The 24,836-nt window shown below is 69.0% G+C and carries 24 protein-coding genes and 2 rRNA genes; 13 read left to right on the top strand and 13 right to left on the bottom strand.

Translation table 11 applies throughout. The features are described from left to right. Positions 1 to 39 precede the first annotated feature (39 nt). Positions 40 to 1,194: an MFS transporter gene (locus GT755_RS32770; protein ID WP_161483462.1), complete on the top strand. Its 1,155-nt coding sequence runs from the start codon at positions 40 to 42 to the stop codon at positions 1,192 to 1,194. Here the strand turns inward: GT755_RS32770 and GT755_RS32765 are convergent. The 3 genes from GT755_RS32765 to GT755_RS32755 form a co-directional block, all read right to left on the bottom strand. After that, positions 1,172 to 1,768: a hypothetical protein gene (locus tag GT755_RS32765; RefSeq protein WP_161483461.1), complete on the bottom strand. Its 597-nt coding sequence runs from the start codon at positions 1,766 to 1,768 to the stop codon at positions 1,172 to 1,174. The genes GT755_RS32770 and GT755_RS32765 overlap by 23 nt on opposite strands. Before the next feature lie 10 nt (positions 1,769 to 1,778). Continuing rightward, positions 1,779 to 2,600 (bottom strand): trehalose-phosphatase, encoded by an 822-nt coding sequence (gene otsB / locus GT755_RS32760; protein WP_161483460.1) that lies wholly within the window; start codon positions 2,598 to 2,600, stop codon positions 1,779 to 1,781. Between the two features lie 70 nt (positions 2,601 to 2,670). Next, positions 2,671 to 2,910 carry a DUF3263 domain-containing protein gene (locus GT755_RS32755; RefSeq protein WP_051759579.1) on the bottom strand — a complete coding sequence of 80 codons (240 nt, stop codon included), beginning with the start codon at positions 2,908 to 2,910 and terminating at the stop codon, positions 2,671 to 2,673. A 55-nt stretch (positions 2,911 to 2,965) separates the two neighbouring features. Between GT755_RS32755 and GT755_RS32750 the strand changes: the two genes are divergently transcribed. The 3 genes from GT755_RS32750 (at position 2,966) to GT755_RS32740 (ending at position 5,435) form a co-directional block, all read left to right on the top strand. Beyond that, positions 2,966 to 3,778 carry an SAM hydrolase/SAM-dependent halogenase family protein gene (locus GT755_RS32750; RefSeq protein WP_285589867.1) on the top strand — a complete coding sequence of 271 codons (813 nt, stop codon included), beginning with the start codon at positions 2,966 to 2,968 and terminating at the stop codon, positions 3,776 to 3,778. 67 nt (positions 3,779 to 3,845) lie between these two features. After that, positions 3,846 to 4,979 carry a S8 family serine peptidase gene (locus tag GT755_RS32745; RefSeq protein WP_202610805.1) on the top strand — a complete coding sequence of 378 codons (1,134 nt, stop codon included), beginning with the start codon at positions 3,846 to 3,848 and terminating at the stop codon, positions 4,977 to 4,979. A gap of 138 nt (positions 4,980 to 5,117) precedes the next feature. Beyond that, on the top strand, positions 5,118 to 5,435 hold the full coding sequence (locus GT755_RS32740) for a hypothetical protein (RefSeq protein WP_161483458.1): 318 nt from the start codon (positions 5,118 to 5,120) through the stop codon (positions 5,433 to 5,435). An 81-nt stretch (positions 5,436 to 5,516) separates the two neighbouring features. Here GT755_RS32740 and GT755_RS32735 read toward each other — a convergent pair whose 3' ends face one another. The 5 genes from GT755_RS32735 to GT755_RS32715 form a co-directional block, all read right to left on the bottom strand. Further along, positions 5,517 to 6,533 carry an ABC transporter ATP-binding protein gene (locus GT755_RS32735; protein ID WP_161483457.1) on the bottom strand — a complete coding sequence of 339 codons (1,017 nt, stop codon included), beginning with the start codon at positions 6,531 to 6,533 and terminating at the stop codon, positions 5,517 to 5,519. Beyond that, positions 6,517 to 7,563, bottom strand: coding sequence for an ABC transporter ATP-binding protein (locus tag GT755_RS32730; RefSeq protein ID WP_328794659.1), 1,047 nt, complete (start codon positions 7,561 to 7,563; stop codon positions 6,517 to 6,519). Before GT755_RS32730 ends, GT755_RS32735 begins: the two co-directional genes overlap by 17 nt. Positions 7,564 to 7,575: 12 nt before the next feature. After that, complete coding sequence (locus GT755_RS32725) at positions 7,576 to 8,493, bottom strand: ABC transporter permease (RefSeq protein ID WP_161483456.1); 918 nt, start codon at positions 8,491 to 8,493, stop codon at positions 7,576 to 7,578. Beyond that, entirely contained in the window at positions 8,486 to 9,427 is a 942-nt protein-coding gene (locus tag GT755_RS32720) for an ABC transporter permease (protein ID WP_161483455.1), read from the bottom strand. Before GT755_RS32720 ends, GT755_RS32725 begins: the two co-directional genes overlap by 8 nt. A 115-nt stretch (positions 9,428 to 9,542) precedes the next feature. Continuing rightward, entirely contained in the window at positions 9,543 to 11,210 is a 1,668-nt protein-coding gene (locus GT755_RS32715) for a peptide ABC transporter substrate-binding protein (protein WP_161483454.1), read from the bottom strand. A gap of 475 nt (positions 11,211 to 11,685) precedes the next feature. On the opposite strand from GT755_RS32715, the gene GT755_RS32710 reads away from it, so the two are divergent. The 4 genes from GT755_RS32710 to GT755_RS38855 all read left to right on the top strand — a co-directional run bounded on the left by GT755_RS32710 (position 11,686) and on the right by GT755_RS38855 (position 14,251). After that, positions 11,686 to 12,597, top strand: coding sequence for an ABC transporter permease (locus GT755_RS32710; RefSeq protein ID WP_161483453.1), 912 nt, complete (start codon positions 11,686 to 11,688; stop codon positions 12,595 to 12,597). 16 nt (positions 12,598 to 12,613) lie between these two features. Beyond that, complete coding sequence (locus tag GT755_RS32705; RefSeq protein WP_161483709.1) at positions 12,614 to 13,420, top strand: ABC transporter ATP-binding protein; 807 nt, start codon at positions 12,614 to 12,616, stop codon at positions 13,418 to 13,420. 55 nt (positions 13,421 to 13,475) lie between these two features. Beyond that, the gene (locus GT755_RS32700) at positions 13,476 to 14,012 is read left to right on the top strand and encodes a YbhB/YbcL family Raf kinase inhibitor-like protein (protein ID WP_161483452.1); all 537 of its coding nucleotides are present in this window, start codon (positions 13,476 to 13,478) and stop codon (positions 14,010 to 14,012) included. Positions 14,013 to 14,089: 77 nt separating this feature from the next. Then, the gene (locus GT755_RS38855; protein ID WP_231515393.1) at positions 14,090 to 14,251 is read left to right on the top strand and encodes a hypothetical protein; all 162 of its coding nucleotides are present in this window, start codon (positions 14,090 to 14,092) and stop codon (positions 14,249 to 14,251) included. A gap of 93 nt (positions 14,252 to 14,344) precedes the next feature. Here the strand turns inward: GT755_RS38855 and GT755_RS32695 are convergent, their stop codons facing one another. Further along, positions 14,345 to 14,779 carry a hypothetical protein gene (locus GT755_RS32695; protein WP_161483451.1) on the bottom strand — a complete coding sequence of 145 codons (435 nt, stop codon included), beginning with the start codon at positions 14,777 to 14,779 and terminating at the stop codon, positions 14,345 to 14,347. Between the two features lie 264 nt (positions 14,780 to 15,043). Next, positions 15,044 to 16,357, bottom strand: coding sequence for a KamA family radical SAM protein (locus GT755_RS32690; RefSeq protein ID WP_030452189.1), 1,314 nt, complete (start codon positions 16,355 to 16,357; stop codon positions 15,044 to 15,046). Between the two features lie 181 nt (positions 16,358 to 16,538). On the opposite strand from GT755_RS32690, the gene GT755_RS32685 reads away from it, so the two are divergent. The 4 genes from GT755_RS32685 to GT755_RS32670 all read left to right on the top strand — a co-directional run bounded on the left by GT755_RS32685 (position 16,539) and on the right by GT755_RS32670 (position 21,411). Continuing rightward, positions 16,539 to 17,102, top strand: coding sequence for a DUF1707 SHOCT-like domain-containing protein (locus GT755_RS32685; protein WP_161483450.1), 564 nt, complete (start codon positions 16,539 to 16,541; stop codon positions 17,100 to 17,102). Between the two features lie 108 nt (positions 17,103 to 17,210). Next, on the top strand, positions 17,211 to 18,212 hold the full coding sequence (gene plsX / locus GT755_RS32680; protein WP_202610829.1) for a phosphate acyltransferase PlsX: 1,002 nt from the start codon (positions 17,211 to 17,213) through the stop codon (positions 18,210 to 18,212). 41 nt (positions 18,213 to 18,253) lie between these two features. Continuing rightward, positions 18,254 to 19,975, top strand: coding sequence for an arginine--tRNA ligase (argS, locus tag GT755_RS32675; protein ID WP_161483448.1), 1,722 nt, complete (start codon positions 18,254 to 18,256; stop codon positions 19,973 to 19,975). Between the two features lie 125 nt (positions 19,976 to 20,100). Further along, the gene (locus GT755_RS32670) at positions 20,101 to 21,411 is read left to right on the top strand and encodes a hypothetical protein (protein WP_235967941.1); all 1,311 of its coding nucleotides are present in this window, start codon (positions 20,101 to 20,103) and stop codon (positions 21,409 to 21,411) included. A gap of 223 nt (positions 21,412 to 21,634) precedes the next feature. Here the strand turns inward: GT755_RS32670 and GT755_RS32665 are convergent, their stop codons facing one another. Further along, a complete protein-coding gene (locus tag GT755_RS32665; RefSeq protein WP_030452194.1) occupies positions 21,635 to 22,018 on the bottom strand; it encodes a cell division protein SepF in 384 nt (127 codons plus the stop codon). 540 nt (positions 22,019 to 22,558) lie between these two features. Between GT755_RS32665 and GT755_RS32660 the strand changes: the two genes are divergently transcribed. Next, positions 22,559 to 23,767, top strand: a complete 1,209-nt coding sequence (locus GT755_RS32660; RefSeq protein ID WP_161483447.1) for a glycosyltransferase — start codon at positions 22,559 to 22,561, stop codon at positions 23,765 to 23,767. Positions 23,768 to 24,573: 806 nt separating this feature from the next. Here GT755_RS32660 and rrf read toward each other — a convergent pair. Beyond that, positions 24,574 to 24,690: ribosomal RNA gene (gene rrf / locus GT755_RS32655) — 5S ribosomal RNA — on the bottom strand. Positions 24,691 to 24,743: 53 nt separating this feature from the next. Then, positions 24,744 to 24,836, bottom strand: a 23S ribosomal RNA gene (locus tag GT755_RS32650); the annotation flags it as partial.

Raw genomic sequence — 24,836 nt, 5'->3', positions numbered from 1 at the left:
GGTTTCCCCATATAACGATCTATATCGGGGGAAATGCCGGTGTCCACGCCTGCGATCACGTTCACGAGGGACCGGCCCACCTGGTTCGTCTACCTGATGCTGGCGACCTTCTCCACCTACCTCTACGGCCTCTCCTCCGCGCTTCCCACGCTCCGCGCCGAACTCGGCGTCACGCAGGCGGTCGCCGGGCTCCACGGCACCGGCATGGCCGTCGGCAGCATCCTCACCGGCCTGGCGCTGCCCTGGCTGACCCGCCGCCACGGCCGTCGTGCCGCCGTCTGGATCGGGATCGGCGGCATGAACGCCGGCATGGTCCTGGTGGGCTTCGGCCAGACGCTGCCGTTCACCCTGGCCGGCTACACCATCGCCAGCGGCTTCGCCGCCATCGCCCTGTACGTCTCCATGGCCGCCCTCAGCGACCACCACGGCCCGGCCGGAGCGGCGTCGATCAGCGAGGCCAACGCGGTCGGCGTGCTCGCGGGCATCCCGGCGACCTACGCGTTCAGCCTGCTGGCCCAGTCGGTGCTCGGCTGGCGGGCGGCCATGTTCATCCCGGTCGTGCTCACCGCCGTGCTCGCGTTCACGATGGGCCGCAACTGGTTCCCCGAGGCCCCGGCCGAGCACGCGGCGGCCCGGACGAACAAGCCCTTCAGCTGGCGTTTCCACTTCGCCGGCGCGGTGCTGCTCTGCTGTGTGGCCGTCGAGTTCACCTTCAACCTCTTCGCCGCCGAGTTGTTCTCCCAGCGGACCGGCCTGACCCTGGCCGAGGCGGCCACCGGCCTGACCGCCATGCTCTGCGGCATCGCCGCCGGACGCTTCGGCGGCGCCGCCCTCACCCTGCGCTACCCGGTCTGGCAGGTGTTCCTCGGCACCATGGCCGTCTCGCTGGCCGGCTGGGCCATCTTCTGGTCGACGACCGTCGTGGCCGTCGGCTACGTGGGCCTGGCGATCAGCGGCGCCGGGATCGGCATGCTGTTCCCGCTGGGCCTGACCCGGATGATCGAGACCTCGGGCGGCCGGCCCGACCAGGCCAGCGGGATCGCGTCGGTGTGGGCGGGGGTGGGCTCGGGCACCGGGCCGTTCGTGCTCGGCGCGCTCGGCGACGCCTTCGGCACCCACGCGGCGTTCCTGCTGGCCCCCGCGCTGCTCGGCCTCGCGGCCGGCGGCCTGCTCAGTTCCAGGTCGACGTTCTGAGGATGGTCGCCAGGCCCGGCGTCTTCCACTGGTCGACGATCAGGATCTTGGACGTCGGCAGGTACCACTCCCGCTGGGTGAAGCCGCCCGCGTAGTCGTACTTGGGCGGCCCGTACATGCAGCTGCCCTTCCACTCGCGGTAGTGGGCGTTGTGGCCGGCGCCGACGAGCCGGTAGCCCTTGACGGCGGGCTTGGTCTTGAACGAGCCCATCCACAACTTCTTGTCGTAGACGCAGGGGCCGACGTCGGTCGCCGGGCTGTAGGGGCGGCTCGGCTCGTAGGCGTTGAAGGTCTCGTGGCCGACCCTGATCGCGGCCGGGCCGAACACCCAGAAGCTGCGGCAGCCGGAGTCGCGGTAGCCGAAGTTCCTGGTGCCCGCGGTCGGGCACGAGCCGGTGACCACGCGCGTGTAGTCCTTGGCGACCTTGTAGACCTTCCAGGTCGCCGGGATCTTGACGGTGAGGCCGTTGCGCAGGTGGACCGACTTGGTGCCGGGAGCGGCGGCGGCCGGGGAGGGGACGAGAGCCGCCAGGATCAGGCCGGCGGCGGCCGCCGCCAGGGTTCTGGAGATCATGGCGCCGACGCTACTGCTCGCGGCTTGCGATCGACTTGAGAAGCTGTTCGAGGAACGCCACGACGCCGTCGGGCCCGTCGACCACGACGTCGGCCTGTTCGGCCAGCGCGGTCACCTCGGCGGAGCCGGAGCAGACCCGCACCCCTGGGATGTTCACCGAGGCGACCGCCTCGAAGGCGGCCAGGTCGCCCAGGTCGTCGCCGACGAACATGACCGAGCGGGCCCGCTCGGCGATGAGCAGTTCCTTGAGCGCCTTGCCCTTGTCGACGCCGGGGCCGCGCAGCTCCAGCACCTTGCGGCCGGGCTCGACGACCAGCCCGTTGGCGGCGGCCAGCTCGGCGAGCGGCCCGCGAAGGGCCTCCAGCGCCGCGTCGGGATCGGGGCAGCTCCGGGTGTGGACGGCCAGCGCCCGCCCCTTGTCCTCGATCGTCACGCCCTCGTGGCCCGACAGCAGACCGGGCAGCTCGGCGCGGATCGTCGTCAGCCCGGCGGGCGGCGGCGGCGAGGTGATCTCCCCGCCCTCCCAGCGCTCGATGCCGTACTGCCCGAGGATGACCAGGCCGGGGACCTCGACCAGGTCGGGGCCGTCGGGGGTGTCGCCCAGGGCGAGCGCGGTGCCGGGCGGGCGGCCGGTGACGACCGCGATGCGGCGCACCACCTCGGCCAGCCGGATCAGCGCGGCGGGCGCGCCGGGGTGGATCCAGGCGGCGGAGGGGTCGGCGACGATCGGGGACAGGGTGCCGTCGAAGTCGAGGCCGATGACGGCGCCGCCCGGGTCGTTCACCATCGCCTCAAGACCGGCCCGGCCGCTCTCGGTCCGGACGTCCGGCATGTCCCCCACGTTTCGCCCCTTTCGTCGCGCGACGGTCACTCTGTCAATCGCAGGTTAACGCGATCTGAACTCAGACCGACCGGCCACGTCCACGGCGGCGGGCGTCGCGGCGTTCGCGCAGGCGGTTGACGAGCGCCGGATCGGCGGCCAGCGCCTCGGGGCGGTCGATCAGGCCGGCGAGCACCTGGTAGTAGCGGGTGGTGGACATGCCGAAGGTGTCTTTGATCGCCTGCTCCTTCGCGCCCGGGTGACGCCACCAGCCGGCCTCGAACGCGAGGATGTCCCTGTCTTGAGGGGAGAGACCGTCCACACGGGCAATGTTAACTGTCGCCATTTTCCGGGGAGGCGACGTAATGTCACCAGGTGTGACGCCTGTTATCACTCTCCTGACCGACTACGGTCTCGAAGACGGGTTCGTGGCCGCGTGTCACGGCGTTATCGCCGGCATCGCCCCCGAGGCCCGGATCATCGACGTCGGCCACCTCGTCCCGGCGGGCGACGTGCGGCGCGGGGCCGCGATCCTCGCCCAGACGATCCCCTACCTGCCCCGTGGGGTGCACATCGCGGTGGTCGACCCGTCGGTGGGGTCGAGCACCCGCCGGGCGGTCGCGATCGAGGCGGGCGGGCGGGTGTTCGTGGGGCCCGACAACGGGGTGCTCTCGTGGGCCGTGCACGCCGTCGGCGGCGCGACCGCGGCCTACGAGCTGACCAACGAGGACGTCTGGCTCAAGCCGGTGTCCCGGACCTTCCACGGGCGTGACATCTTCTGCCCGGTCGCCGCCCACGTGGTGGCGGGCCGCGAGGTGGCCGGGCTGGGCACCGCCATCCCGCCGCGCGAGCTGGTGACGCTGCCCGAGCCGACCTCGCGGCTGCGCGACGGCGCGTGCGAGGGCGAGGTGCTCTCGGTCGACCGCCACGGCAACGTCCAGCTCTCCATCACCGCGGCCGACCTGGGCTTCCTCGGCGTGCGCGACGGCGACACCCTGGCTGTCTGGCTCGGCCGCCGCCAGCTCGCCGTCCCCTACCGCGACACGTTCGCCGCGGTTCCGCCGGGTGACCTGGTGGCCTTCACCGACTCGGCCGGCCTGGTGGCCGTCGCCGTCAACGCGGGCGACGCCGCCCAGCGGCTGGGCCTGCCGCCGGGTGCGCACGTACGCCTCTCCCCCGCCCGGACATAACGCACTGTATTTGAATGTTCACGGAAAGGTCAGATACGGCGGCGTGAGCGTGCCAGAATAGGCCGCCGTGACCTTCCTGGCCAAGCCGTTCGTGCTGCTTGCCGTGGTCTGCCTGCTCTCCGGATTCGTCGTCGTGCCGCCCGCGCTCGCCGACGACGCGGGGGCGGCGGCCCGGGAGCGGCAGTGGCCGTTGGAGGTCATGGGCGTACCGGCCGCGTGGGAGCTCAGCCGGGGCGAGGGCGTCACGGTGGCCGTCCTCGACACCGGCGTCGACGCCCGCCACCCCGACCTGGCCGGCGCGGTCGTCGAGGGTCCCGACCTGACGGGGGCCGGGACCACCCACGTCGGCCATCACGGCACGTCGATGGCGAGCCTGATCGCCGGGCGCGGCCACGGCCCCGGCGGCGATCTCGGGGTGGTCGGGGTGGCGCCCCGCGCGACGGTCCTGTCGATCCGGGTGACCCTGGAGACCCACGACCCGGCCCGCGCCGACCCCCGCGTCGCGCGGCAGGTCAGGGGCGCGGTCGCCCAGGGCATCCGGTGGGCCGTCGACCACGGGGCCGACGTGGTCAGCATGTCTCTCGGCGGCGCCGACGGCAGCTACGAGGGCAGCCCCGACGAGGCGGCGGCGGTCCGCTACGCCCTGTCGAAGGGCGTGGTCCTGGTGGCCTCGGCCGGCAACGACGGCGCGGGCGCCGACCGGCCCACCTATCCGGCGGCCTATCCGGGGGTGATCGCGGTCGGCGCGGTCGACCAGAGGCTCGCCCCGGCGGCCTTCTCCAGCCGGCGGAGCTACGTCTCGGTGACCGCCCCCGGCACCCGCGTCGTCAGCGCCGACGGCCACGGCTCCTACGTGGTCGCCGACGGCACGAGTTCGGCCGCCGCCTTCGTGGCGGGCATCGCCGCCCTCGTGAAGGCCCGCCATCCGGGCATGGGCGTGACCGACGTCCGCCGGGCGATCCTCCAGGGCGCGGTCTGGCACAACGCGGGGCGGCGCGACGACGCCTACGGGCACCGGGTGGCCAACGCGCGGCGGGCCCTGCTGGTGGCCGGGGCGCCCCGGCGGGCGGCGATGGCGGCGCGGCCCCGGCAGGCGAGCGTCGCGGGCCCTGCGGAATCTACCGGTTTGGGGCCGTTGATCTGGTCTGCCCTGTTGCTCCTTGTCGCCGCCTTGGTGGCGAGGGTGGCGCTTCGCGCCTGACCATTGCGGCTTCCTTGCCGCTCCCTGACCGGATGGGGGGTCCTCCCCTTACGAAAGACCGGGTAGACATATCTCTGACTACACAGAGTAGTCATCCGCGTGCTCAGCCGCCCGGACATACCTCAGGGAGAAACACATATGATCCGCCGCATCGTCGTCACCTCGGCCGCCGCTGGTCTCGTCGTCGTCGCCCCCGCCAGCATGGCGCACGCCGACACGCCCGTCACCAACCTGGTGAACACGCAGTGCGTGTCGTCGCCCGAGTACCTCACCGGCCTCCCCGTGCTGGCCACCCTGCTCGCCCCGGTCTGCGGCCTGGTCAAGAGCCTGCCCGGCGTGGTCGGCCAGGTCGTCGGCGGCGCCACCCAGGGCCTGCCGGTGCCCTCGGTCCCGAGCGTCCCGGGCGTCGGCACCGTCACCGGCCTGCTGCCCGTCAGCGCCGTGTCGGTTCGCTAGTTCTCACGCACCACTCGCGAAAAGGCCCCCGCCTGGATCCAGCGGGGGCCTTTCCATTACTCCGCGTAATCGAATCGCGTGTTACGACGCGTGCACCACGTCGTGGACCTCGGCGAAGTGGCAGGCGCTCTCGTGGTCCGTGCCGGGACGGATCTGGAGCAGCGGCTCCTCGACGGCGCAGATCTCCTGCGCCTTCCAGCACCGGGTCCGGAACCGGCACCCCGACGGCGGGTTGGCCGGCGACGGCGGGTCACCCTGCAGGATGATCCGCTCCCGCGACTCCCGGCCCTCCGGGTCGGGCACCGGCACGGCCGACAGCAGCGCCTGCGTGTAGGGGTGGCTCGGCTTGTCGTAGATCTCGGTGTCCTTGCCGATCTCGACGATCTTCCCGAGGTACATCACCGCCACGCGGTCGGAGATGTGCCGCACCACCGACAGGTCGTGCGCGATGAAGATGTACGCCAGCCCGAACTCCGTCTGCAGCCGCTCCAGCAGGTTGATGACCTGCGCCTGGATCGACACGTCGAGCGCGGAGACCGGCTCGTCGCAGATGATGATCTCGGGCTGCAGCGCCAGCCCCCGGGCGATGCCGATGCGCTGCCGCTGACCACCGGAGAACTGGTGGGGGTAGCGGTTGATGTGGTCGGGGTTGAGGCCGACCACCTCCAGCAGGTCCTGCACCTTCTTGCGACGGTCGCCCTTCGGCGCCACGTCGGTGTGGATCTCGTAGGGCTCGCCGATGATGTCGCCGACCGTCATACGCGGGTTCAGCGACGTGTACGGGTCCTGCATGACCATCTGGATGTTGCGCCGGAACCGCTTCAGGTTGCTGCCCTTGTGGACGTCGACGAGCTCGCCGTTGACCTTGACCGACCCCGAGGTCGGCTTCTCCAGCGCCATCAGCAGCTTGGCCAGCGTCGACTTGCCGCAGCCCGACTCGCCGACCACGCCGAGGGTCTCGCCCCGGCGCAGGTCGAAGCTGACGCCGTCGACCGCCTTGATCGCGCCGATCTGGCGCTTCATCACGATCCCCTGCGTCAGCGGGAAGTGCTTGACCAGGTCGCGGACCTCGAGGATGGGGTCACCCTGCGGTGCCATCGAGGACCTCCCTCCAATAGTGGCAGGCGCTGCTGCGCGTGCCGCTGATCTCGTGCAGCGCCGGGACGTCGGTCACGCAGTCGTCCTGGCGGAACGGGCAGCGGGGGTGGAAGGCACAACCCGTCGGCATGTCGAGCAGGTTGGGCGGCAGGCCCTTGATGGCGTACAGCTCCTGGCCCTTCATGTCGACCCGGGGGATCGACTCGAGCAGGCCCTTCGTGTACGGGTGCGCGGCGTTGCGGTAGATGTCGTGCACCGGGGCGTTCTCGACGATGCGGCCGCCGTACATGACCGCGATCTTGTCCGCGACGTCGGCGACGACGCCGAGGTCGTGGGTGATCAGGATCATGCCCATGTTGCTCTCGCGCTGGAGTTCGGCCAGCAGCTCCATGATCTGGGCCTGCACGGTGACGTCCAGGGCGGTCGTGGGCTCGTCGGCGATGAGCACATCGGGGTCCAGCGCGATCGACATCGCGATCATGATGCGCTGGCGCATGCCGCCGGAGAACTGGTGGGGGTAGTCGTTGACGCGCTGCTTGGCGGCCGGGATGCGGACCCGGTCCATCAGCTCGACGGCCTTGGCGTAGGCCGCCTTCTTCGACATGCCCTTGTGGACGCGGAACATCTCGGCGATCTGCCAGCCCACGGTGAACACCGGGTTGAGCGCCGAGAGGGCGTCCTGGAAGATCATCGCGATCTGCTGGCCGCGGATCTGGCTGCGCTGGGCCTCCGACAGCTGGAGGAGGTCGGTCCCCCGGAAGCGGATCTCACCCTTGGGGATGCGCGCCGGCGGCATGTCGAGGATGCCCATGATCGCCTGGGCCGTCACCGACTTGCCGGAGCCCGACTCGCCCAGCACCGCGAGGGTCTCCCCGGCGTTGAGCGCGTAGGACACGCCGTTGACCGCGCGGGCCACACCCTGCCGCGTGGTGAACTCCACGTGCAGGTTGTCGACCGCGAGCAGCGGCTCGGTGCCGATCGAGCCGCTGTCGGCCGGAAGCAGGTGCGTGTCGACGGACGGGTTCTTCACTGGTCACCCCTCCTATCGAAGCTTCGGGTCGAGAGCGTCGCGGACGGCGTCGCCGAGCATGACGAACGCCAGCACCGTGAGGCTCAGGAACAGGGCCGGGAACAGCAGCGCCTCCGGCGCCTGGAGGAACCGGTTGCGCGCGTCGGCGATCATCAGACCCCACGAGATGTCGGGCGACTGGATGCCGACGCCGAGGAACGACAACGCGGCCTCGGCGGCGATGAAGACGCCCATGTTCATGGTGGCCACGACGATCACCGGGGCCAGGGCGTTCGGCAGGATGTGCCGGCCCATGAGCCGGCCGGGACCGGCGCCCAGCGCCCTCGCCGCGAGGACGTAGTCCTGGCTCTTGGCCGACATGACCGCCGCCCGCATGATGCGCAGCACCATCGGCCAGGCGAGCACCGACAGGGCCACCACCACGGTCCAGATGCCCGCGTTCTCACGGCCGACGAGGGCCAGGATCAGCAGCGCGCCCAGGGTCGAGGGGATCGCGAAGAAGATCTCCGCGACGCGGGAAAGGATCGTGTCGGTCCACCGGCCGTAGAACCCGGCCAGCAGGCCCAGCAGACCGCCGATGAGCGTGGTCACCAACGTGGAGAAGACGCCTACCATGATCGAGATCCGGGCGCCGTAGATGACCCGGGAGTAGGTGTCGCAACCCTGGTTGTCCGTGCCGAAGATGTGGGCCGCGCTCACGCCCTGGCGGGCCTTGGTCAGGTCGCACGTGGTCGGATCAAATGCGTTGACCGAAGAGAACAGACCCGGAATGATCGACATGACCACGAGGACGGCGATCATGACGGCGGCGATGATGAAGACCTTGCTCCGCCGCAGGTCGTACCACGCGTCGGACCACAGGCTCGCCGGCTTCTTCTGCTTCGGCGGCTTGACCGATTTGGGCTTCTGCTCGGTGAGCGTGTCACTCATAGCGGATCCTGGGGTCGAGGACGGCGTACAGGAGGTCGACGATCAGGTTGGCGGCGATGAAGATCAGCACCAGTACGGTCACGATGCCGACGACCACCGAGTTCTCCGACAGGTAGACCGAGTCGACGAGCTGGCGCCCGATGCCGTTCAGGTTGAAGATGGTCTCGGTGATCACCGCGCCGCTCATCAGGGTGCCGAGGTCGGCGCCCAGATAGGTGACGAGCGGGATCAGCGAGTTGCGCAGGGCGTGTCTGCCGAGCACTCTTCGCCGCGGCATGCCCTTGGCGACGGCGGTCCGCACGTAGTCGGCGCGCAGCGTCTCCATCAGGCTCGTCCGGGTCAACCGGGTCAGGTACGCGATCGACGTCCCGGCCAGCACGATGCCCGGCAGCAGGTAGCTGCGCCAGCCCTCGGAGGTGCCGGCCACGGGGAAGAAGTCGATTCCCGTGGAGGTCTTGAGTTGCAGCCCCAGCACGAGCTGGAGCACGAAGCCGCTGACCAGCGTCGGGATCGACACCAGCAGCAGCGTGAAGGCGAGGATGGCCGTGTCGGCGGCCTTGCCGCGGCGCAGCGCGGCGATCAGGCCGAGGCCGATGCCGACGATCGCCTCGATCACCAGGGCCATCATGGCCAGGTTCAGGGTGATCTGGAACTTGCCCTCGAAAATGGTCGAGACCGGCAGCCCTCGGAAGGTGGTTCCGAAGTCGCCGGAAAGGATGCCCTGGATGTAGTAGCCGTACTGGACTACCAGGGGTTCGTCCAGGTGGAACATCTCACGCATCGTGGCCCGGAACACCGGGTCGACCGCCCGGTCTCCCGCGAGAGCCTGAATGGGGTCGCCGGGGAGCCAGTAGACGAGCGTGAAGATGAGAAACGTGGTGCCAAGCAACACAGGGATCGCCTGGAGCAGGCGCCTGACAACGTAGCGGCCCATTCGGTCTCCCGATCATGACGAAGGGCAGCCCCACTGCAACCAATCGGGCTGCCCCAAGAGTGATGGTCCATCCCGGGCGGCTCAAGGGGTTCCGCCGCCCGGGTTGGATGCCGTCTTAGGCCTTCTCGACGTTCGCGATGTCGATCCGCTCGAACGGGTCGATCTTGACGTTCTTCACGTTCGAGGAGAACGCGCCGTTGGTCTGGTAGAAGTAGACCGGGATGTAGGGCAGTTCCTTGAGCAGGATGTCGTCAGCGGCCTGGTAGGCCGCGATGCCCTCTTCGACGGTGGGAGCCGAGTCGGCCTTCTTGAGCAGCTCCTCGAACTCCTTGTTGTTGAAGCCCGAGTAGTTGGAGCTGGCGTTGGCCGCGAAGATCGGCTTGAGGTAGTTCTCCGGCGACGGGTAGTCCATGATCCAGGCCATCCGGAAGAGGCCCTTCCACTTGTCCGCGCCCAGGTCGTCGAGGATGGTGGCGAACTTCTCGACCGGCTTCGGCTCGACCGTGGCGCCGAGGTTGGTGCGGAGGTTGTTCGCGACCGCCTCGATCCACTCCTTGTGAGCGCCGTCGGCGTTGTAGCCCAGTTCGATCGTGCCGGCCTGCGCGCCGCCGTTGGCGTCCCACAGCTCCTTGGCCTTCACCGGGTCGTAGGTGCAGGCCTCGCCGCACGCGCCCTGACGGTAACCGGCGACGACCGGCGAGATGAAGTCGTCGGCCGGCACGCGGGTGCCGGAGAAGACCTGCTCGGTGATGGTCTTGCGGTCGATGGCCATCGAGATGGCCTTGCGCAGCTCGACCTTCTTGGCGTAGTCGGCGCCGACCTTGGTCGGGAAGCCGAGGTAGCCGATGCCCGAGGAGGGCTGCTCGATGTAGCGGTCGCCCAGCTCGGCCTTGGCGGAGGCGATGACCTCCGGCGGGAGCTGGTCCATGATGTCGATGTTGCCGGCCTGCAGGTCGCGGTAGGCGGTGTTCAGGTCGGTGTAGATCGCGAAGTCGACGGCCTCGACCTTGGCCTTGGCCTCGGCGTAGTCGTCGTTGCGGACCAGCGAGATCTTGGTCTCGACGCCGCGCTTCCACGGCTTGGCCATCTTGAAGGGGCCGTTGCCGATGGGGGACTCGCCGTAGGCGGCGGTCACCTTGCCGTCGGGGCCGAAGGCGGCCTTGGGCATCGGGTAGAAGGCGGTGTAGCCCAGCATGGTCGGGAAGCCCGAGAAGGGGTTCTTCAGCTCGACCGTGAAGGTCAGCGGGTCGACGACCTTCAGACCCGAGAGGCTGGTCGCGGTGGCCGCGGGGGCCTCCTGCGGACCGTCGCCGTCGGGGTCGACCGGGTTCATCTCGTCGTAGCCGGCGATCGAACCCATGAAGTAGTTGGCCTCGTACGCGTTGGCGCCGTTGGCGGTGTAGTTCCAGGAGTCGACGAAGCTCTGCGCGTCGACCGGGGTGCCGTCGTGGAACTTGTAGCCGTCCTTCAGCTTGATCGTCCAGTTGGTCTGGTCGTCAGAGGTGATGGACTCGGCGATCTGGTTGATCGGCTTCTTGTCAGCGTCGTAGTTGACCAGGCCGATGAACAGGGCGTTGAGCACCTCGGCGCCGTTGGTCTCGGCGGTGTTGCCCGGAACGAGCTCGTGCTGCGGCTCGCCGATCTCGACCACGACCGGCGCGGCGGCGGCTCCCTCGCCACCCGCGGCAGGGTCGGTGGCCTCGTCGCCACCACCACAGGCGGCCAGGCCGAGCGCCAGCACGGCGGTGCCGGCGATGATCTGTGCGCCCTTGAATACGCGCATAGTGAGTAGATCCTCCCTCAAAGGATGGGCGTTGGCGCTGAGCTGCGAGATGTCCGGGCCGGCACCCCCTCGGCCCCTTGTGGGGACCTTGGATTTGCAGACACGGTCAAACGAGCTGACGCCCTGCCAGTCGTCCGCGAGCATCCCTCACCACACACCGCAGTGTTGTCTCTGCTGCGTTGCAGTTCGGTCACACGTGCGTCAGTCGGGCGTCACACGCATACCAAGAAGGTCGCCTCAAACCTCTTAAACGGCTCCAAAACTCCCACAAAGGTACACATGTCCCGGTACTGGTAAAGCCACGGTAGGACCTTTGCGGTACCGATCGTGGCGTTGTCCCCATATCAGGACCTGGTGGGCTACCTTTGACCAAGCCGTGGCACGCCCGCCACCGGCGGCTTCACCCGACCCACGAGGAGCCAACGGATGACCATCGCAGGCTTCTCGTTCACCAGCATCCAATAGAGTCCTTGCCATGAGCCAGCCGGATTCCGCCGTCGCGGACGCGCAGGGCGGCGCAGCGACGGAATCGCTGGCCGCGCTCGCGAAGCGTCACGGCCTCCGTCGCGCGATCGCGCGCCCGAGCCTTCCCTTCTACGTGAAGCAGCTCTGGGCCCGTCGGCACTTCGTGCTCAAGTACGCGACGTCGCGCAACGTCTCCAAATACAGCCAGTCGATGCTGGGCCAGCTCTGGCAGCTCCTCACGCCGCTCCTGAACGCCGGCGTCTACTACCTGATGTTCGGCGTCATCCTCGATCAGAAGAAGGACATCTCCAACTACACGGCCTTCCTGATCACCGGCGTCTTCATCTTCACCTTCACCCAGCGCACCGTCAGCGGCGGCGCCAAGTCGATCTCGAACAACCTGTCGCTGATCCGGGCGCTCCATTTCCCCCGCGCCGCGCTGCCCCTGGCCTACGCGGTGCAGGAACTCCAGCAGCTGCTGTGGTCGATGCTGGTGCTCATCGGGATCGTGCTCCTCACCGGCGAGCCGCTCACCCTCTACTGGCTGCTCATCCCGGTCGCGCTGCTGCTGCAGCTCACCTTCAACATCGGGGCCAGCCTCTTCATGGCCCGCGTGGGCGCCTTCGCCCGCGACATGAACCAGCTGCTCCCGTTCATCATGCGGACCTGGCTCTACGCCTCGGGCGTCTTCTTCAGCATCCCCGACCGGGTCGCCGACCTGCCCGAGTCGCTGGCGTTCGTGCAGTACATCATGGAGCTCAACCCGGCCGCGGCTTACATCGAGCTCATGCGTGACCTGCTCATCCAAAGCCACACCCCGCCCCAGTGGGCCTGGACGACTGCCATATTCTGGGCGGTGTTCGCCCTTGTCATCGGATTCTGGTACTTCTGGCGCGCCGAAGAGAGGTACGGACGTGGCTGAGGCGAAGCCGATGGCGATGGAAAGGGTGTGGCCGTTGACCGCCGAAGAGCAGGAGGCGACCAGGAAGTCGTCGGCCACCGGCACTCCGACCGTCATCGTCGACGACCTCCACATCGTCTACAAGGTCTACGGCGCGACCTCGGCCGAGGAGAAGGGCAACGCCGCCACCGCCCTGCTGCGACTGGTCAAGCGCCAGGGCCGCCCGCAGATGCGTGAGGTCCACGCCGTGAAGGGCGTCTCCTTCGTGGCCCGCCACGGCGACGCGATCGGCATCATCGGCCGCAACGGCTCGGGCAAGTCGACCCTGCTGCGCGCCATCGCCGGGCTGCTGCCGCCCCACTCCGGCGCGGTCTACACAGACGGCCAGCCTTCGCTCCTGGGCGTGAACGCCGCCCTGATGAAGGAGCTCACGGGCGAGCGCAACATCACCCTCGGCTGCTACGCGATGGGCATGACCCCCTCGGAGGTCCGGGCCAAGTACGACGAGATCGTCGACTTCTCCGGCATCGGGGAGTTCGTCCAGTTCCCCATGTCCACCTACTCGTCGGGCATGGGCGCCCGTCTGCGGTTCGCCATCGCGTCGGCGAAGGTCCACGACGTGCTGCTGATCGACGAGGCGCTGGCCACCGGTGACCGCGAGTTCCGCAAGCGCTCCCAGAAGCGCATCATGCAGATGCGCGAGTCGGCCGGCACCGTCTTCCTGGTCGCCCACAACCTCGACGTCATCGAGGAGACCTGCAACCGCGTCATCTGGCTGCACAAGGGCAAGATCAAGATGGACGGCGACCCGGCCGAGGTGATCGGCGCCTACAACAAGGCGTGAGTGGTAGAGGATAGGCCCGCAGGAAGATCGCGACCTATCCCGAGCGGAGTGCGCCATGCCGACGCCAGCACCCATTCCCTACGACCACCTGCCGGAGGTCCCGGCGCTCACCGTCGAGTCCCCCGGGCTCTCCGACGGTGCGACGCTGCCTGGCCGCCACGTCTTCAACGACTGGGGCTTCACCGGCGAGAACGTCTCCCCGCGCCTGACGTGGTCGGGCGCGCCCGAAGGCACCCAGAGCTACGCGGTCACGTGCTTCGACCCCGACGCGCCCACCGGCAGCGGCTTCTGGCACTGGCTCGTGTTCGACATCCCGGCGTCGGTCACCGAGCTCCCCGAGGGCGCCGGCAACGGCCCCGACTTCGCGGGGCTGCCGGAGGGGGCCGTCCACACCAGGAACGACTACGGCATCAAGGAGTACGGCGGCGCCGCCCCTCCCCCCGGGCTGCCGCACCGCTACCTGTTCGCCGTGCACGCGCTCGACACCGACAAGCTCGGCGTCGACCCCGACGCCAACCCGGCCGTGGTGGGCTTCAACATCACCGCCCACACCCTCGCGCGCGGATTCATCGCACCGGTGTACGAAAGCTGATGCCGCTGCGGCCGGTGTTCCACTATGATTCGAACGGGGATTCGATCTAAGGAACGCCGATGCCATGGGAGGGCGGGATGAGTGAGCTGGTGACGGCCATCGATCATCTGGCCGACGAAGACCCGTCTGAACTTTCACCTGCCCTGCTGACCGAGCAGCTCATCGAACTGCACTGGCAGATGGCCAGACTGCAGGCACAGATCGCCAGGCGCACGTCGGTGCGCCCCTGGGCAAACTGAGAACGGCCGGCGCCTCCCGAAGGCGCCGGCCGTTCTCATATGTCAGAGGCACGGAAACGTTGACGTGGCCACGCCAACGTGTCCGAGAGGCACTTAGCGGGTGCCGGAGACGATGTTCCTGACCGCGCCCGACAGGTTCTGGGCTGCCTTGCTCACCTGGGTGGCCGAACCGGTCAGGTCCTTGCTGGCGCCGCTGATGTGGTTGGCGCCACTGGTGACCTGGCCCGCGGCGCCGGTGACGGCGTCCAGCGTGGGGGCGAGCTGGGTCGAGACGTCGTTGCTGCTCGCGCTCATCGGGGTGGCCCGCACCGCCTCGGTCCAGCCCGCGACAGGGGCGGCGGCCGGCGGCACGGCGCCGGTGACGGCGGCGAGGTCGGCGCCCGGGAGGGCCGGGAGCTGCCCGCCGACGAGCGGAATGCCGCCCAGCAGGTCCGAGACCGGGCCGTCCGCGGCCTGAGCGGGCGCGGCGAACATAGCCGCGACGCCGAAGGTCGCGACGACGAGTGCTGCCTTGATCATGCGCTTCATGTAAATGCCTCCTGAGCCCCGTCCCAGGTCAGGGAACGGGAACCGAGAACCCCCGCGTAACCGGCGCGGGTTCGCGCCGGCCGATTGGCTAGGCCGAATTTCTATCACCACGCGAAACGGCCCGGTGACCGGGAGTCACAACACCGGAGGGCTGGAGGGCGCCCGACTTGGCGGCACATGATGGGAATTCACATCCGGCCCGGGAGAAAGGCACGGTAAACGCGGCTCCCGGGCCGAGGGCAATTGTTTTCCGTCTCCTTGGGGTCAGGCCGCGACCGGAGCCGCCGACTCGAAGGGGAACCGGTCGGCGAACGCCGGGCGCAGATCGGTCAGCCAGACGGCCGTGGGGTCGTAGCGCGCGAAGAAGGGACGGCCGACCAGGCCGGGGTCACGGGCCTGGATGAAGTGCAGCACGAAGACCCGCTGCCCGTTGATCTCGGTCACGCCGTCGACGCAGACCTTGCCGGGGGTGGCCGACATCGAGGGGCCCCTGACCGTCCGGCAGAGACCGGAGACCTGGGCATAGGCGTCTCTGAAGGTCTCGTACGCGTCGGCGAGCGGCACCGCGAAGTAGTCCTGCGGCCCGGTGTCCCGCTCGACGAACATGTAGTAGGGGACCATGCCCATCGCGTTCTGCCGCCGCCACATGTGGGCCCACGTGGCCGCGTCGTCGTTGATCGTGCGGATGAGGGGGGCCTGGGTCCGGACCGTGGCGCCGGTGTCCAGGATGCGCCGCACCGCCGAACCCACCGCCTGGGGTTCGAGCTCCCGAGGGTGCGAGAAGTGCGCCATGAACGCGAGGTTCTTGCCCGACCTGACCACCTGCTCGAACAGCTTGAGCGTGTCGTCGGCGTCCGGGTCGGTGACGAACCGGCCGGGCCAGTAGGCCAGCGACTTGGTGCCGATGCGGATCGAGTCGATCTGCGGCAGGTCGAGCAGCGGCTCGACGTAGCGGCGCAGCACCGGCTCTCCCATGATCATGGGGTCGCCGCCGGTGAACAGCACCGACGTCACCTCGGGGTGGCGGCGGACGTAGCCGACGAGCGCGTCGACGTCGCCGGAGGCGAACTTCAGGTCGGGCTCGCCGATGAACTGGGCCCACCGGAAGCAGTAGGTGCAGTAGGCGTGGCAGGTCTGCCCCTGCTTGGGGAAGAACAGCACGGTCTCGGGATATTTGTGCTGCATACCGGGCACCGGCTCGTCGCCGATCTTGGGCACGTTCAGGTCGAGCTGCCCGGCCGGATGGGGGTTGAGGCCCATGCGCACCTCGTTGGCCGCCGCCGTCAGCTGCTTGACCGGGGCGTTCATCCTGATGAGGTTCGCCAGACGGGAGACATCCGCTTCGGGCAGCATGTCCTCTTGAGGAAAGACGAGCCGATAGATCGGGTCGTCGGGGACCGCGGACCAGTCGATGAGCTCGTCGACGACGTAGGCGTTGGTGCGGAACGGCAGCACGGTCGCCACCGCGCGCACCCGTAGCCGCGCCTCCTCGCCGAACCCGGCCTTCTCGCGAAGCAGGTCGTCGAGATGTTTCGTCGTGTATGCCCGGAAGCCGCGGGTTCCCTCGTTAAAGATCACTCGGCCTTCCCTTCTCGGTAGTTTTTCCGATCTCGTGTAAACCAAGGAGGCCTGTCAGGCGTCTGGGGACCTCTATACCGGTATCGGACCGTCCCGACAGCCGAATTCAGGATTTGGTAAAGGCCGTAGTCATGATTTTTGCCTCTCGCGACATATCTCGAATGCGGGTAATCTGGGGCATGTGACGACAGAAGACCCAGGTCAGCGCGCTTCCGACGCCGACCGTGACCGGGTCGCGGCGATCATCGCCGAAGGCCTGGCCACCGGCCGCCTCACCACGGCCGAACACGCCGACCGCCTGGAAGCCACCTACGGCGCGGTCACCATGGGCGAACTGGTGCCCATCACCAAGGACCTCCCCTCCACCGTCGCGAACACCGCCCCGGCCGACGTCGGCCGCAAGAGCATCACCGCCGCGTTCAGCAAGGTCATCAAGAACGGCCGCTGGGTGCCCGGCCGCCACCTCCGCCTCCAGGCCCGCTTCGGCGCCCTGATCATCGACCTGAGCGACGCGGTGCTGCCCGGCCGTGAGATCACCGTCGACATCAGCGCCGCGTTCAGCAAGGTGATCATCCGGGTGCCCGACAACGCCAACGTCATCGACGACGGCAGCGCGGTCTTCGCGAAACGGGTCGTCTCGGGCGGCGAGAAGGACGACGGCCCGGTCATCCGGGTGACGGGCAACGCCGCGTTCTCCAAGGTCATCGTGTCCCGGAAGGTGTGGGACTGGAATCTGCGCCGATAACGCGAGCCGACGGACGGCGCACCAACCCTCCCCGCCTACCATTCACTGAGATTCCCGGATCGATTGGATGGCGTTGTGGCCGTATCGTCGCCGGTCGCGCTCGACGCCATGGGCGGCGACCACGCGCCAGAACAGATCGTGGCGGGGGCCGTCGCGGCCGTCAGAGAGCTCGGGGTCCCGGTCGTGCTGGTCGGCGAGCCCCGCCCGCTCCACGACCTCCTGTCCCGGTACGGCGCCGCCTCCGAGATCCCCATCGTCCGCGCCGAAGAGGCGATCTCCATGGACGAAGGCGCCCTGGCCAGCCTCCGCCGCCCCCGCTCCAGCATCGCCGTGGCCTGCCACCTCGTCAGGCGGGGCGACGCGTCCGCGGTCGTGTCGGCGGGTTCGACGGGCGGCGTCGTCGCCACCGCGAAACTGCGGCTCAAGACCCAGCCGGGCGTGCTCCGCCCCGCCATCGCCGTGGCCCTGCCCACCGTCCCCGACCCGACGATCCTGCTCGACGCGGGCGCCAACGCCGACGCCAAGCCCGAGATGCTGGTCCAGTTCGCCCACCTGGGCGTCGCCTACGTCGCCACCGCCCTCGGCCGCGACAACCCCCGCGTCGGCCTGCTCACCATCGGCGCCGAGGCCGAGAAGGGCAACAAGGTCGTCAAACGCGCCCACGAACTGCTGGAGACCGCCCCCGGCATCCACTTCGCCGGCAACGTCGAGGGGCACGACCTGCTGTCGGGACGCGTCGAGGTCATCGTCGCCGACGGCTTCACCGGCAACGTGGCGCTCAAGACCATGGAGGGCAGCGTCCGCTACGCCTTCGGCCAGCTCCGCCAGGCCGTCGACGGCAGCGCCGTGGCCCGGATCGGCGGCCTCCTCCAGCGTCCCCGCCTGCGCGGCCTCTACGAACGCCTCGACCCCGAGGCGCACGGCGGCGCGGTCCTGCTCGGCCTCAACGGCTGCGTGGTGATCGCCCACGGTTCCTCGCGCGCCAAGGGCGTCGCGGCCGCGTGCGAGCTGGCCGCCCGGCTCGCCGCCGAGGGCGTCGTCGGCAGGGTCGGCGAACGCATCGCGGCCATTCCCCGGTCCCACCGGTTGTGGTTCTCCGACCGGCGGTAACCCTGGCGACGACGGCGGTTGCGCGTCGCTAGGCTTTGTGTATGACCGACCCACAACTCGTGCTCGCCGAGCGTGTCCAGCAGGCGCTGGCCACCGCGTTCGGCCAGGAATACGCCGCCGAGGATCCGCTGATCAGGCCCTCCCAGTTCGCCGACTACCAGGCGAACGTCGCGATGAGCCTGGCCAAGCGACTCCGACGCGCGCCGCGAGATGTGGCCCAGGAGATCGCCGCCAACCTCGACCTGCCCGGCACCGTCGAGGTGAGCGGCCCGGGGTTCCTCAACCTGCGCTTCCACGACGCCTGGATCGCCGCCGAGGCCGGCGCCATGCTCACCGACGACCGGCTCGGCGTGGCCCGCGAGCTCCCGTCGAAGACGGTCGTGGTCGACTACTCCGCGCCCAACGCCGCCAAGGAGATGCACGTCGGCCACCTGCGCACCACCGTCGTGGGCGACGCGCTGGTCCGCGTACAGGAGCATCTCGGCAACCGCGTCGTCAGGCAGAACCACCTCGGCGACTGGGGCACCCCGTTCGGCATGCTCATCGAGCACCTCCTCGACATGGGCGAGGAGGCCGCGGTCGCGCAGCTCGAGGCGGGCAACGGGAACGACTACTACCAGGCGGCCCGCGCCAAGTTCGACGCCGACCCCGAGTTCAACCGCAGGGCCCGCGCCCGCGTGGTGACCCTCCAGGCCGAAGACCCCGAGACGATGCGGCTCTGGCGCATCTTCATGGACGCCACGGTCCGCTACTTCAACAAGGTCTACACCCAGCTCGGCGTCACCCTGACCGACGACGACATCGCCGGCGAGAGCATGTACAACCACGCCCTCGCCCAGGTCTGCGACGAGTTGCAGGAACGCGGCATCGCCGAGATCAGCGACGGCGCGTTGTGCGTCTTCCCGCCCGGCTTCACCGGACGCGAGGGCGCGCCCCTGCCGTTCATGATCAGGAAGTCCGACGGCGGCTACGGCTACGCGACCACCGACATGGCCACCATGCGCTACCGGGTGCAGGACCTGAAGGCCGACCGCATTCTCTACGTCATCGGCGTCACCCAGTCGCTGCACCTGCAGATGCTGTTCGCCTCGGCGAAGATGGCCGGCTGGTTGCCCGACCACGTCTCGGCCGAACACATCCAGATCGGCAGCGTGCTCGGCAGCGACGGCAAGATGTTCAAGACCAGGGCTGGCAAGTCCATCAAGCTGCTCGAACTCCTCGACGAGGCCGAGACCAGGGCCGCCGCCGTGCTGGCCGACCGCGACTACGACGACGCCACCCGCGCCGAGATCGCCCACGCCGTCGGCATGGGCGCGGTCAAGTACGCCGACCTGTCGGTGAGCCACGACAGCGAGTACGTCTTCGACTTCGACCGCATGCTCGCCCTGACCGGCAACACCGGCCCCTACCTCCAGTACGCCACCGCCCGCATCCGCTCCATCTTCCGCCGCGGCGAATACGACCCGGCCGCCTCCTACGGCCCGATCGTCATCACGCACCCGGCCGAACGCGCTCTGGCCCTCGCCCTGCTCGGCTTCGGCCCGGTCGTCGCCGAGGTGGGCGCGCGCAACGAGCCCCACCGCCTGTGCGCCTACCTGTTCGACCTGGCCAGCGCGTTCACGACCTTCTTCGAGAACTGCCCGGTGCTCAAGGCCGACTCCGAGGAGGAGCGCCAGTCCCGGCTCGCGCTGTCGCAGCTGACCCTCCGGGTGCTGCTGCAGGGGCTCGACCTGCTGGGGATCACGGCGCCCGAGCGGATGTGAATCCACGGATCGGCGCGCCTCAGAACACGAACAGGTCACGGCCGTCTAGTGTGGGCGCGGTCAAGGGAGCGTCTGCGGAGCGCAAAGCAGACGTCCACCTGCCGTGGGGGAGTCAGCGCGTGAGCATGGATGTAACAGCCCGGCCGGAGTCGTCCGGCAGCGCCGACGCCACAGAGCTGCACCGCTACGCCGAGGCGCTGCTCGTCCACCTCACCGCCGACGGCGGCGCGCCACCGCCACCGCCCGGGGCGATCGACGTCCCGGGCTACTGGCTCTCCCCGGCCGTACGCGCGCTGGTGCTGATCCTCACTGGCGACGACGCGATGGAGCCGTTGTCCGAGGCGGCCCAGCTCGACGGCGCCAAGACGGCGCTGTTCCTGTGCCTGGCCTTAGCCGTCTGCGGCCACGGCGACCGCATCCACGCCTCGTGGCTCGGCACCGCCTTCGGCGACCTGTCCTCCGAGCGCCCGGTGACGGCCGGCCAGCGTGCCCTGTGGCTGGCCGCCGCCCGCGGGGCCTACGGCCCGGCCGGGAAGATCTTCGTACTGCGCAAGCTCGACGCGGTCGAGGTGCTCCACGACGACGACGTGTGGCTGAGGGCGCTCGTCCCGGCCGAACCGGGCCTGGTGGTCCCGCCGTCGCTGAACGACTTCCCCGAGCTGGCCCAGATCCCGGCGCTGGGCGGCCCCGTGCAGGCCGCGGCCAGGCTGGCCAGGCTCCGGCATCGGTGTGAGGAGATCACCTCCGTACCGCCGCCCACGGGCGCGCTGCCGCAGACCCGCGCGGTGTGGCCCGACACCGAGCCGATGGCGGTGTTGTCGGCCCTCGTCGGCGCCGCCGAGCCCGACGGTCCGCTGAGTTCGCTCAACGGCCACCTGCTCGACGACCTGAAGCCCGGCGCCGACCCCTACCTCGCCGCTCTCGCCCTCCACGTCGCGGCCCCCGCGATCAGCACCGCGGCGGCCCACCTCGCCGACCGCACCGACGCCGAGCAGCCCGAGACGCTGGTGCTGCCGATCCTGGGCCACTCGATCACGCTGCGCCCCGACGGCCCCGACGGCGAGGCGATGGCCGACGCGGAGCGCCGCATCATGGCGGGCTACATTCCCAAGCGCCCTTCGCCAATGCCCGGCTACCTGGCCGCGCTCGGCGGCCTGGTCGTCTTCACGCTCGGTTTCGTGTTCTCGATGATCCTGGCGGTCGTGGGCGTCGGAATAGGCGCTTTGGGGGCGTGGTTGTTGTGGCGCTTCCGGGGCCGAGAGAAGGCCGATCTGGCGTTGGTGAACGCGCAGGTGGCCGAACTCCACGAACTCGCCACATCGGCGGTCTGGGCCCTGCACGAATACGCCCGTGAGGCCAAAACACGGCGCGACCAGGCACTCGCCGACGTCGCCGAGGTGGGACGACTGCTGAAACGCGGGCCACGCGCCGGATAAGCGGTGATATCCCCGGAATACCGAATCTTCCAGAGAAAGCCCGGGAAATGCGAGACCCGGCCTGCGGAATCCCTTCGCAAGCCGGGTCGAAATGGTCGGTCGGGGCTGGTCGGAACACCCTGAGTGTCGGACGGTCTTACGTGTGCGGCCGGCGGAGGGGCCGGCGAGGGGTGGGTGGTGAGAGGCCTCGGCGTCGCCTCTCCACCCGCTCGCGAGGTGACCGTTAAGCGGTGGTCACTTCGACGTTCGACGGCGTGAGCAGGAACACCTTGTCGGCGATCCGCTCGATGCGACCCTCACAGCCATAGGCGAGGCCGGCCGCGAAGTCGACCATTCTGGTCGCCTCCAGGGTCGACATCGTCGCGACGTCCATCACGATCGTGTGGCCGTCGCGGAAGTGACGGCCCACGGTGAGCGCGTCGTCGTACTTCCTCGGACGTACCATCACGATTCGCGACGGTTCGCCCGCCGGCTGCCAGCGTTTCGCGGCCCTTTCGGAGGCCGGCATCCAATCGTCGTCGTATTCCTCTTCCCCATAGGGCTCTTCCGAATATTGCTCGGCTCCGCCCAGGCCAAGGTATGTCGCTACCTTGCGCACTGCCCCCATCGGCTTCGTCCTTTCCGGGTTTGTCCCGACACAAGGGACGCTAACCGACCATTCTCTTATGGCGACCCGACACGCCTATACATGGGATTCTCTTTGTCGCGGGTCGTCAGTAGTCCCGTGACATGCGCGCCTGCACCGTAGATTCGTTTACCGACCAGCCATTCAAGGGTAACCCGACGAGCTTCCGCCTGCTGGAAGGTCAGATAACCAGATCGACGATGAGCACCATTGTGGCGGAAATGCGGCATTCGCTAAACAGATTATTCGAGCGCCGAATCAATTCGCTGGACAACGAACTCCGACCACAGAACGTGACCAACCGGATCCCCCGGACGAATTGCACGGATCATGGGAACTACCCGTGCCCACCAGGGCGCCACATATGCGGGAATGCCCGACCGGGCACCGAAGGCGAAGGCTGCGGGGGCACCTCATACTCCCCGCCACTTTCAACCTATAGCGGACTCCCGGGCTTGCCGCAAGACCCCCGTGACCCCTCACAATCAGTGGCTCCGAACCACTTCCAGGGGGAAAACACCCATGCGCGTACTGCTGTCCACCATCGGGTCACGAGGCGACGTGCAGCCGCTGGTGGCGCTCGCCACCGAACTCCGGGCCCTCGGCCACGAGGCCCACCTGTGCGTCCCACCGGACTTCCGCGGCTGGATCGAGGGCCTCGGCCTGCCGGTCACCCCGATCGGCCCTGAGCTCCGCACCCTGACCGCCGCCACCCCGCCCCCGAACGCCACGCCGCCGTCACCCGAGCAGCTCCGCCGTATGGCCGAAGCCTCCGTGACGGCCCAGTTCGAGACCGTCATGACGGCCGCCAAGGACTGCGACCTCATCGTGGCCGCCACCGCCATCCAGGTGGCCGCCCGCTCGGTCGCCGAGGTCCTGAAGATCCCGTACGTCTTCACGGCCTTCTGCCCGATCGTGCTGCCCTCCGTCCACCACTCCCCGGCCCCCGCCCCCGGCCGCCCGCCCGTCGACGGCGACAACCAAGTGTTGTGGGCCGAAGACGCAGCCCGCTTCACGGCCAGTTTCGGAGCCGCCCTCAACAACCACCGCACCACACTGGGCCTGCCGCCCGTCTCCGACGTACGCGGCCACATCTTCGCCGACCACCCCCTGCTGGCGAGCGACCCCACCCTGGCGCCGTGGCCCGAGCCGGGGAGCGGGGTCGTGGAGACGGGGGCGTGGATCCTCCCCGACCACCGTCCCCTGTCCCCCGAGCTGTCGGCCTTCCTGGACGCCGGCGACCCGCCGGTGTACTTCGGCTTCGGCAGCATCCGCGCACCCCGGGGCCTCGCCGAAGCGATGGTCGAGGCGGCCAGGGCGACCGGGCGGCGGGCGATCCTCTCCCGCGGCTGGGCCGACCTGCTGCCCACCGACCCGGGGCCGGACGTCCTGTCGATCGACGAGGTGAACCAGCAGGCCCTGTTCCCTCGCGTGGCGGCGATCGTCCACCACGGGGGCGCCGGGACCACCACGGCCGCCGCGCTGGCCGGCACGCCGCAGGTGGTGGTGCCTCAGGTGTACGACCAGTACTACTGGGCGCAGCAGGTGCAGCGCCTCAACGTCGGCATCGCGCATCCGTCTGGTGTGCCGACGGGCGAGTCTCTGACCGTGGCGCTGAGTGAGGCGCTGTGGCCGGACATCGCGAGTAACGCGGCAGAGCTGGCTGGACAGATCCGGAGGGACGGCGCCGGCACCGCAGCGCACCACCTGCTCAAGCTCGCCCGCGCCTGACGAGAGGGGACAAAACTCGGCCGGGGCGAGTATGTCCCTGCGGGAGGAGGAACGAGGGCCCGGCCTTTGTAGGCCCTCGTTCTTTCTGCCCCAACGGGACATGGTGAGCGGACCAGGATTGCCACAGGTAGCTCAAGGACAAGCGGCTCTCCGCACACGACGAAGGAGCCGACGACATGGCCGCACGCTCTCTGGCTGGGCGGCGGCCGAGCCTTGAGCCTCTATGCCGTGACTCGCCCCGCATACAACGATCATCCCGGCCGGCCTGGGACCAGGCTCCGGCAGCCAGGCTGATAACCAGGCCATCAGCGGCGATCACATCGCTCTGTCCGTGCCAACCTCGACCGCACGACCACGCCGAGCATGACCTGCCGGATGACGGTCAGGCCATCCAGACACTCTGCCCGTAAACAACAAAGGCCAGCTACACCGACGCGATCTCCAAACACCAAGCCGCCCGATTGGGCGCCTGACCATCGCGGCCAAGTCTCAACGGATGGTCCCCGAAAACGACGAAAGCCCGACCGCGTGGCCGGGCTGCCCTCGAAACACCACGCCGGCCGACGTGGACAACCCCTTCCGCCAACAACGACAACCCGGCTGGTCTCGAATGACGCCCAGGCCATCCCCCGACGGGGGGCCGGCCGACGTGGCCGAACCCCGCACACAACGGCCGCCTGACCACCACGGTCACGCCTCATCGATCCGCCTATGAAACGCAGAAAGCCCGGCCGAATGGCCGGGCCCTGGCCCGTGAAACGTCGAAGGCCCCGATCAAATTGATCGGGGCCTCCGGTATAAAGATTGTCCGGCGGTGTCCTACTCTCCCACACCGTCCCCGGTGCAGTACCATCGGCGCTGAAGGGCTTAACTTCCGGGTTCGGAATGTAACCGGGTGTTTCCCCTCCGCCATAACCGCCGTAACTCTAGCGAACCCGCTTGTGGTTCGAGAGTTGCATAGTCGACGCGAACATTTATGGTCAAGTCCTCGGCCTATTAGTACCGGTCAGCTCCACACATTACTGTGCTTCCACTCCCGGCCTATCAACCCGGTCGTCTACCGGGGGCC

It is taken from the genome of Herbidospora solisilvae (genome assembly GCF_009901565.1).
Lineage (GTDB): Bacteria > Actinomycetota > Actinomycetes > Streptosporangiales > Streptosporangiaceae > Herbidospora > Herbidospora solisilvae.
This window is presented reverse-complemented; position numbering and strand designations above follow the sequence as displayed.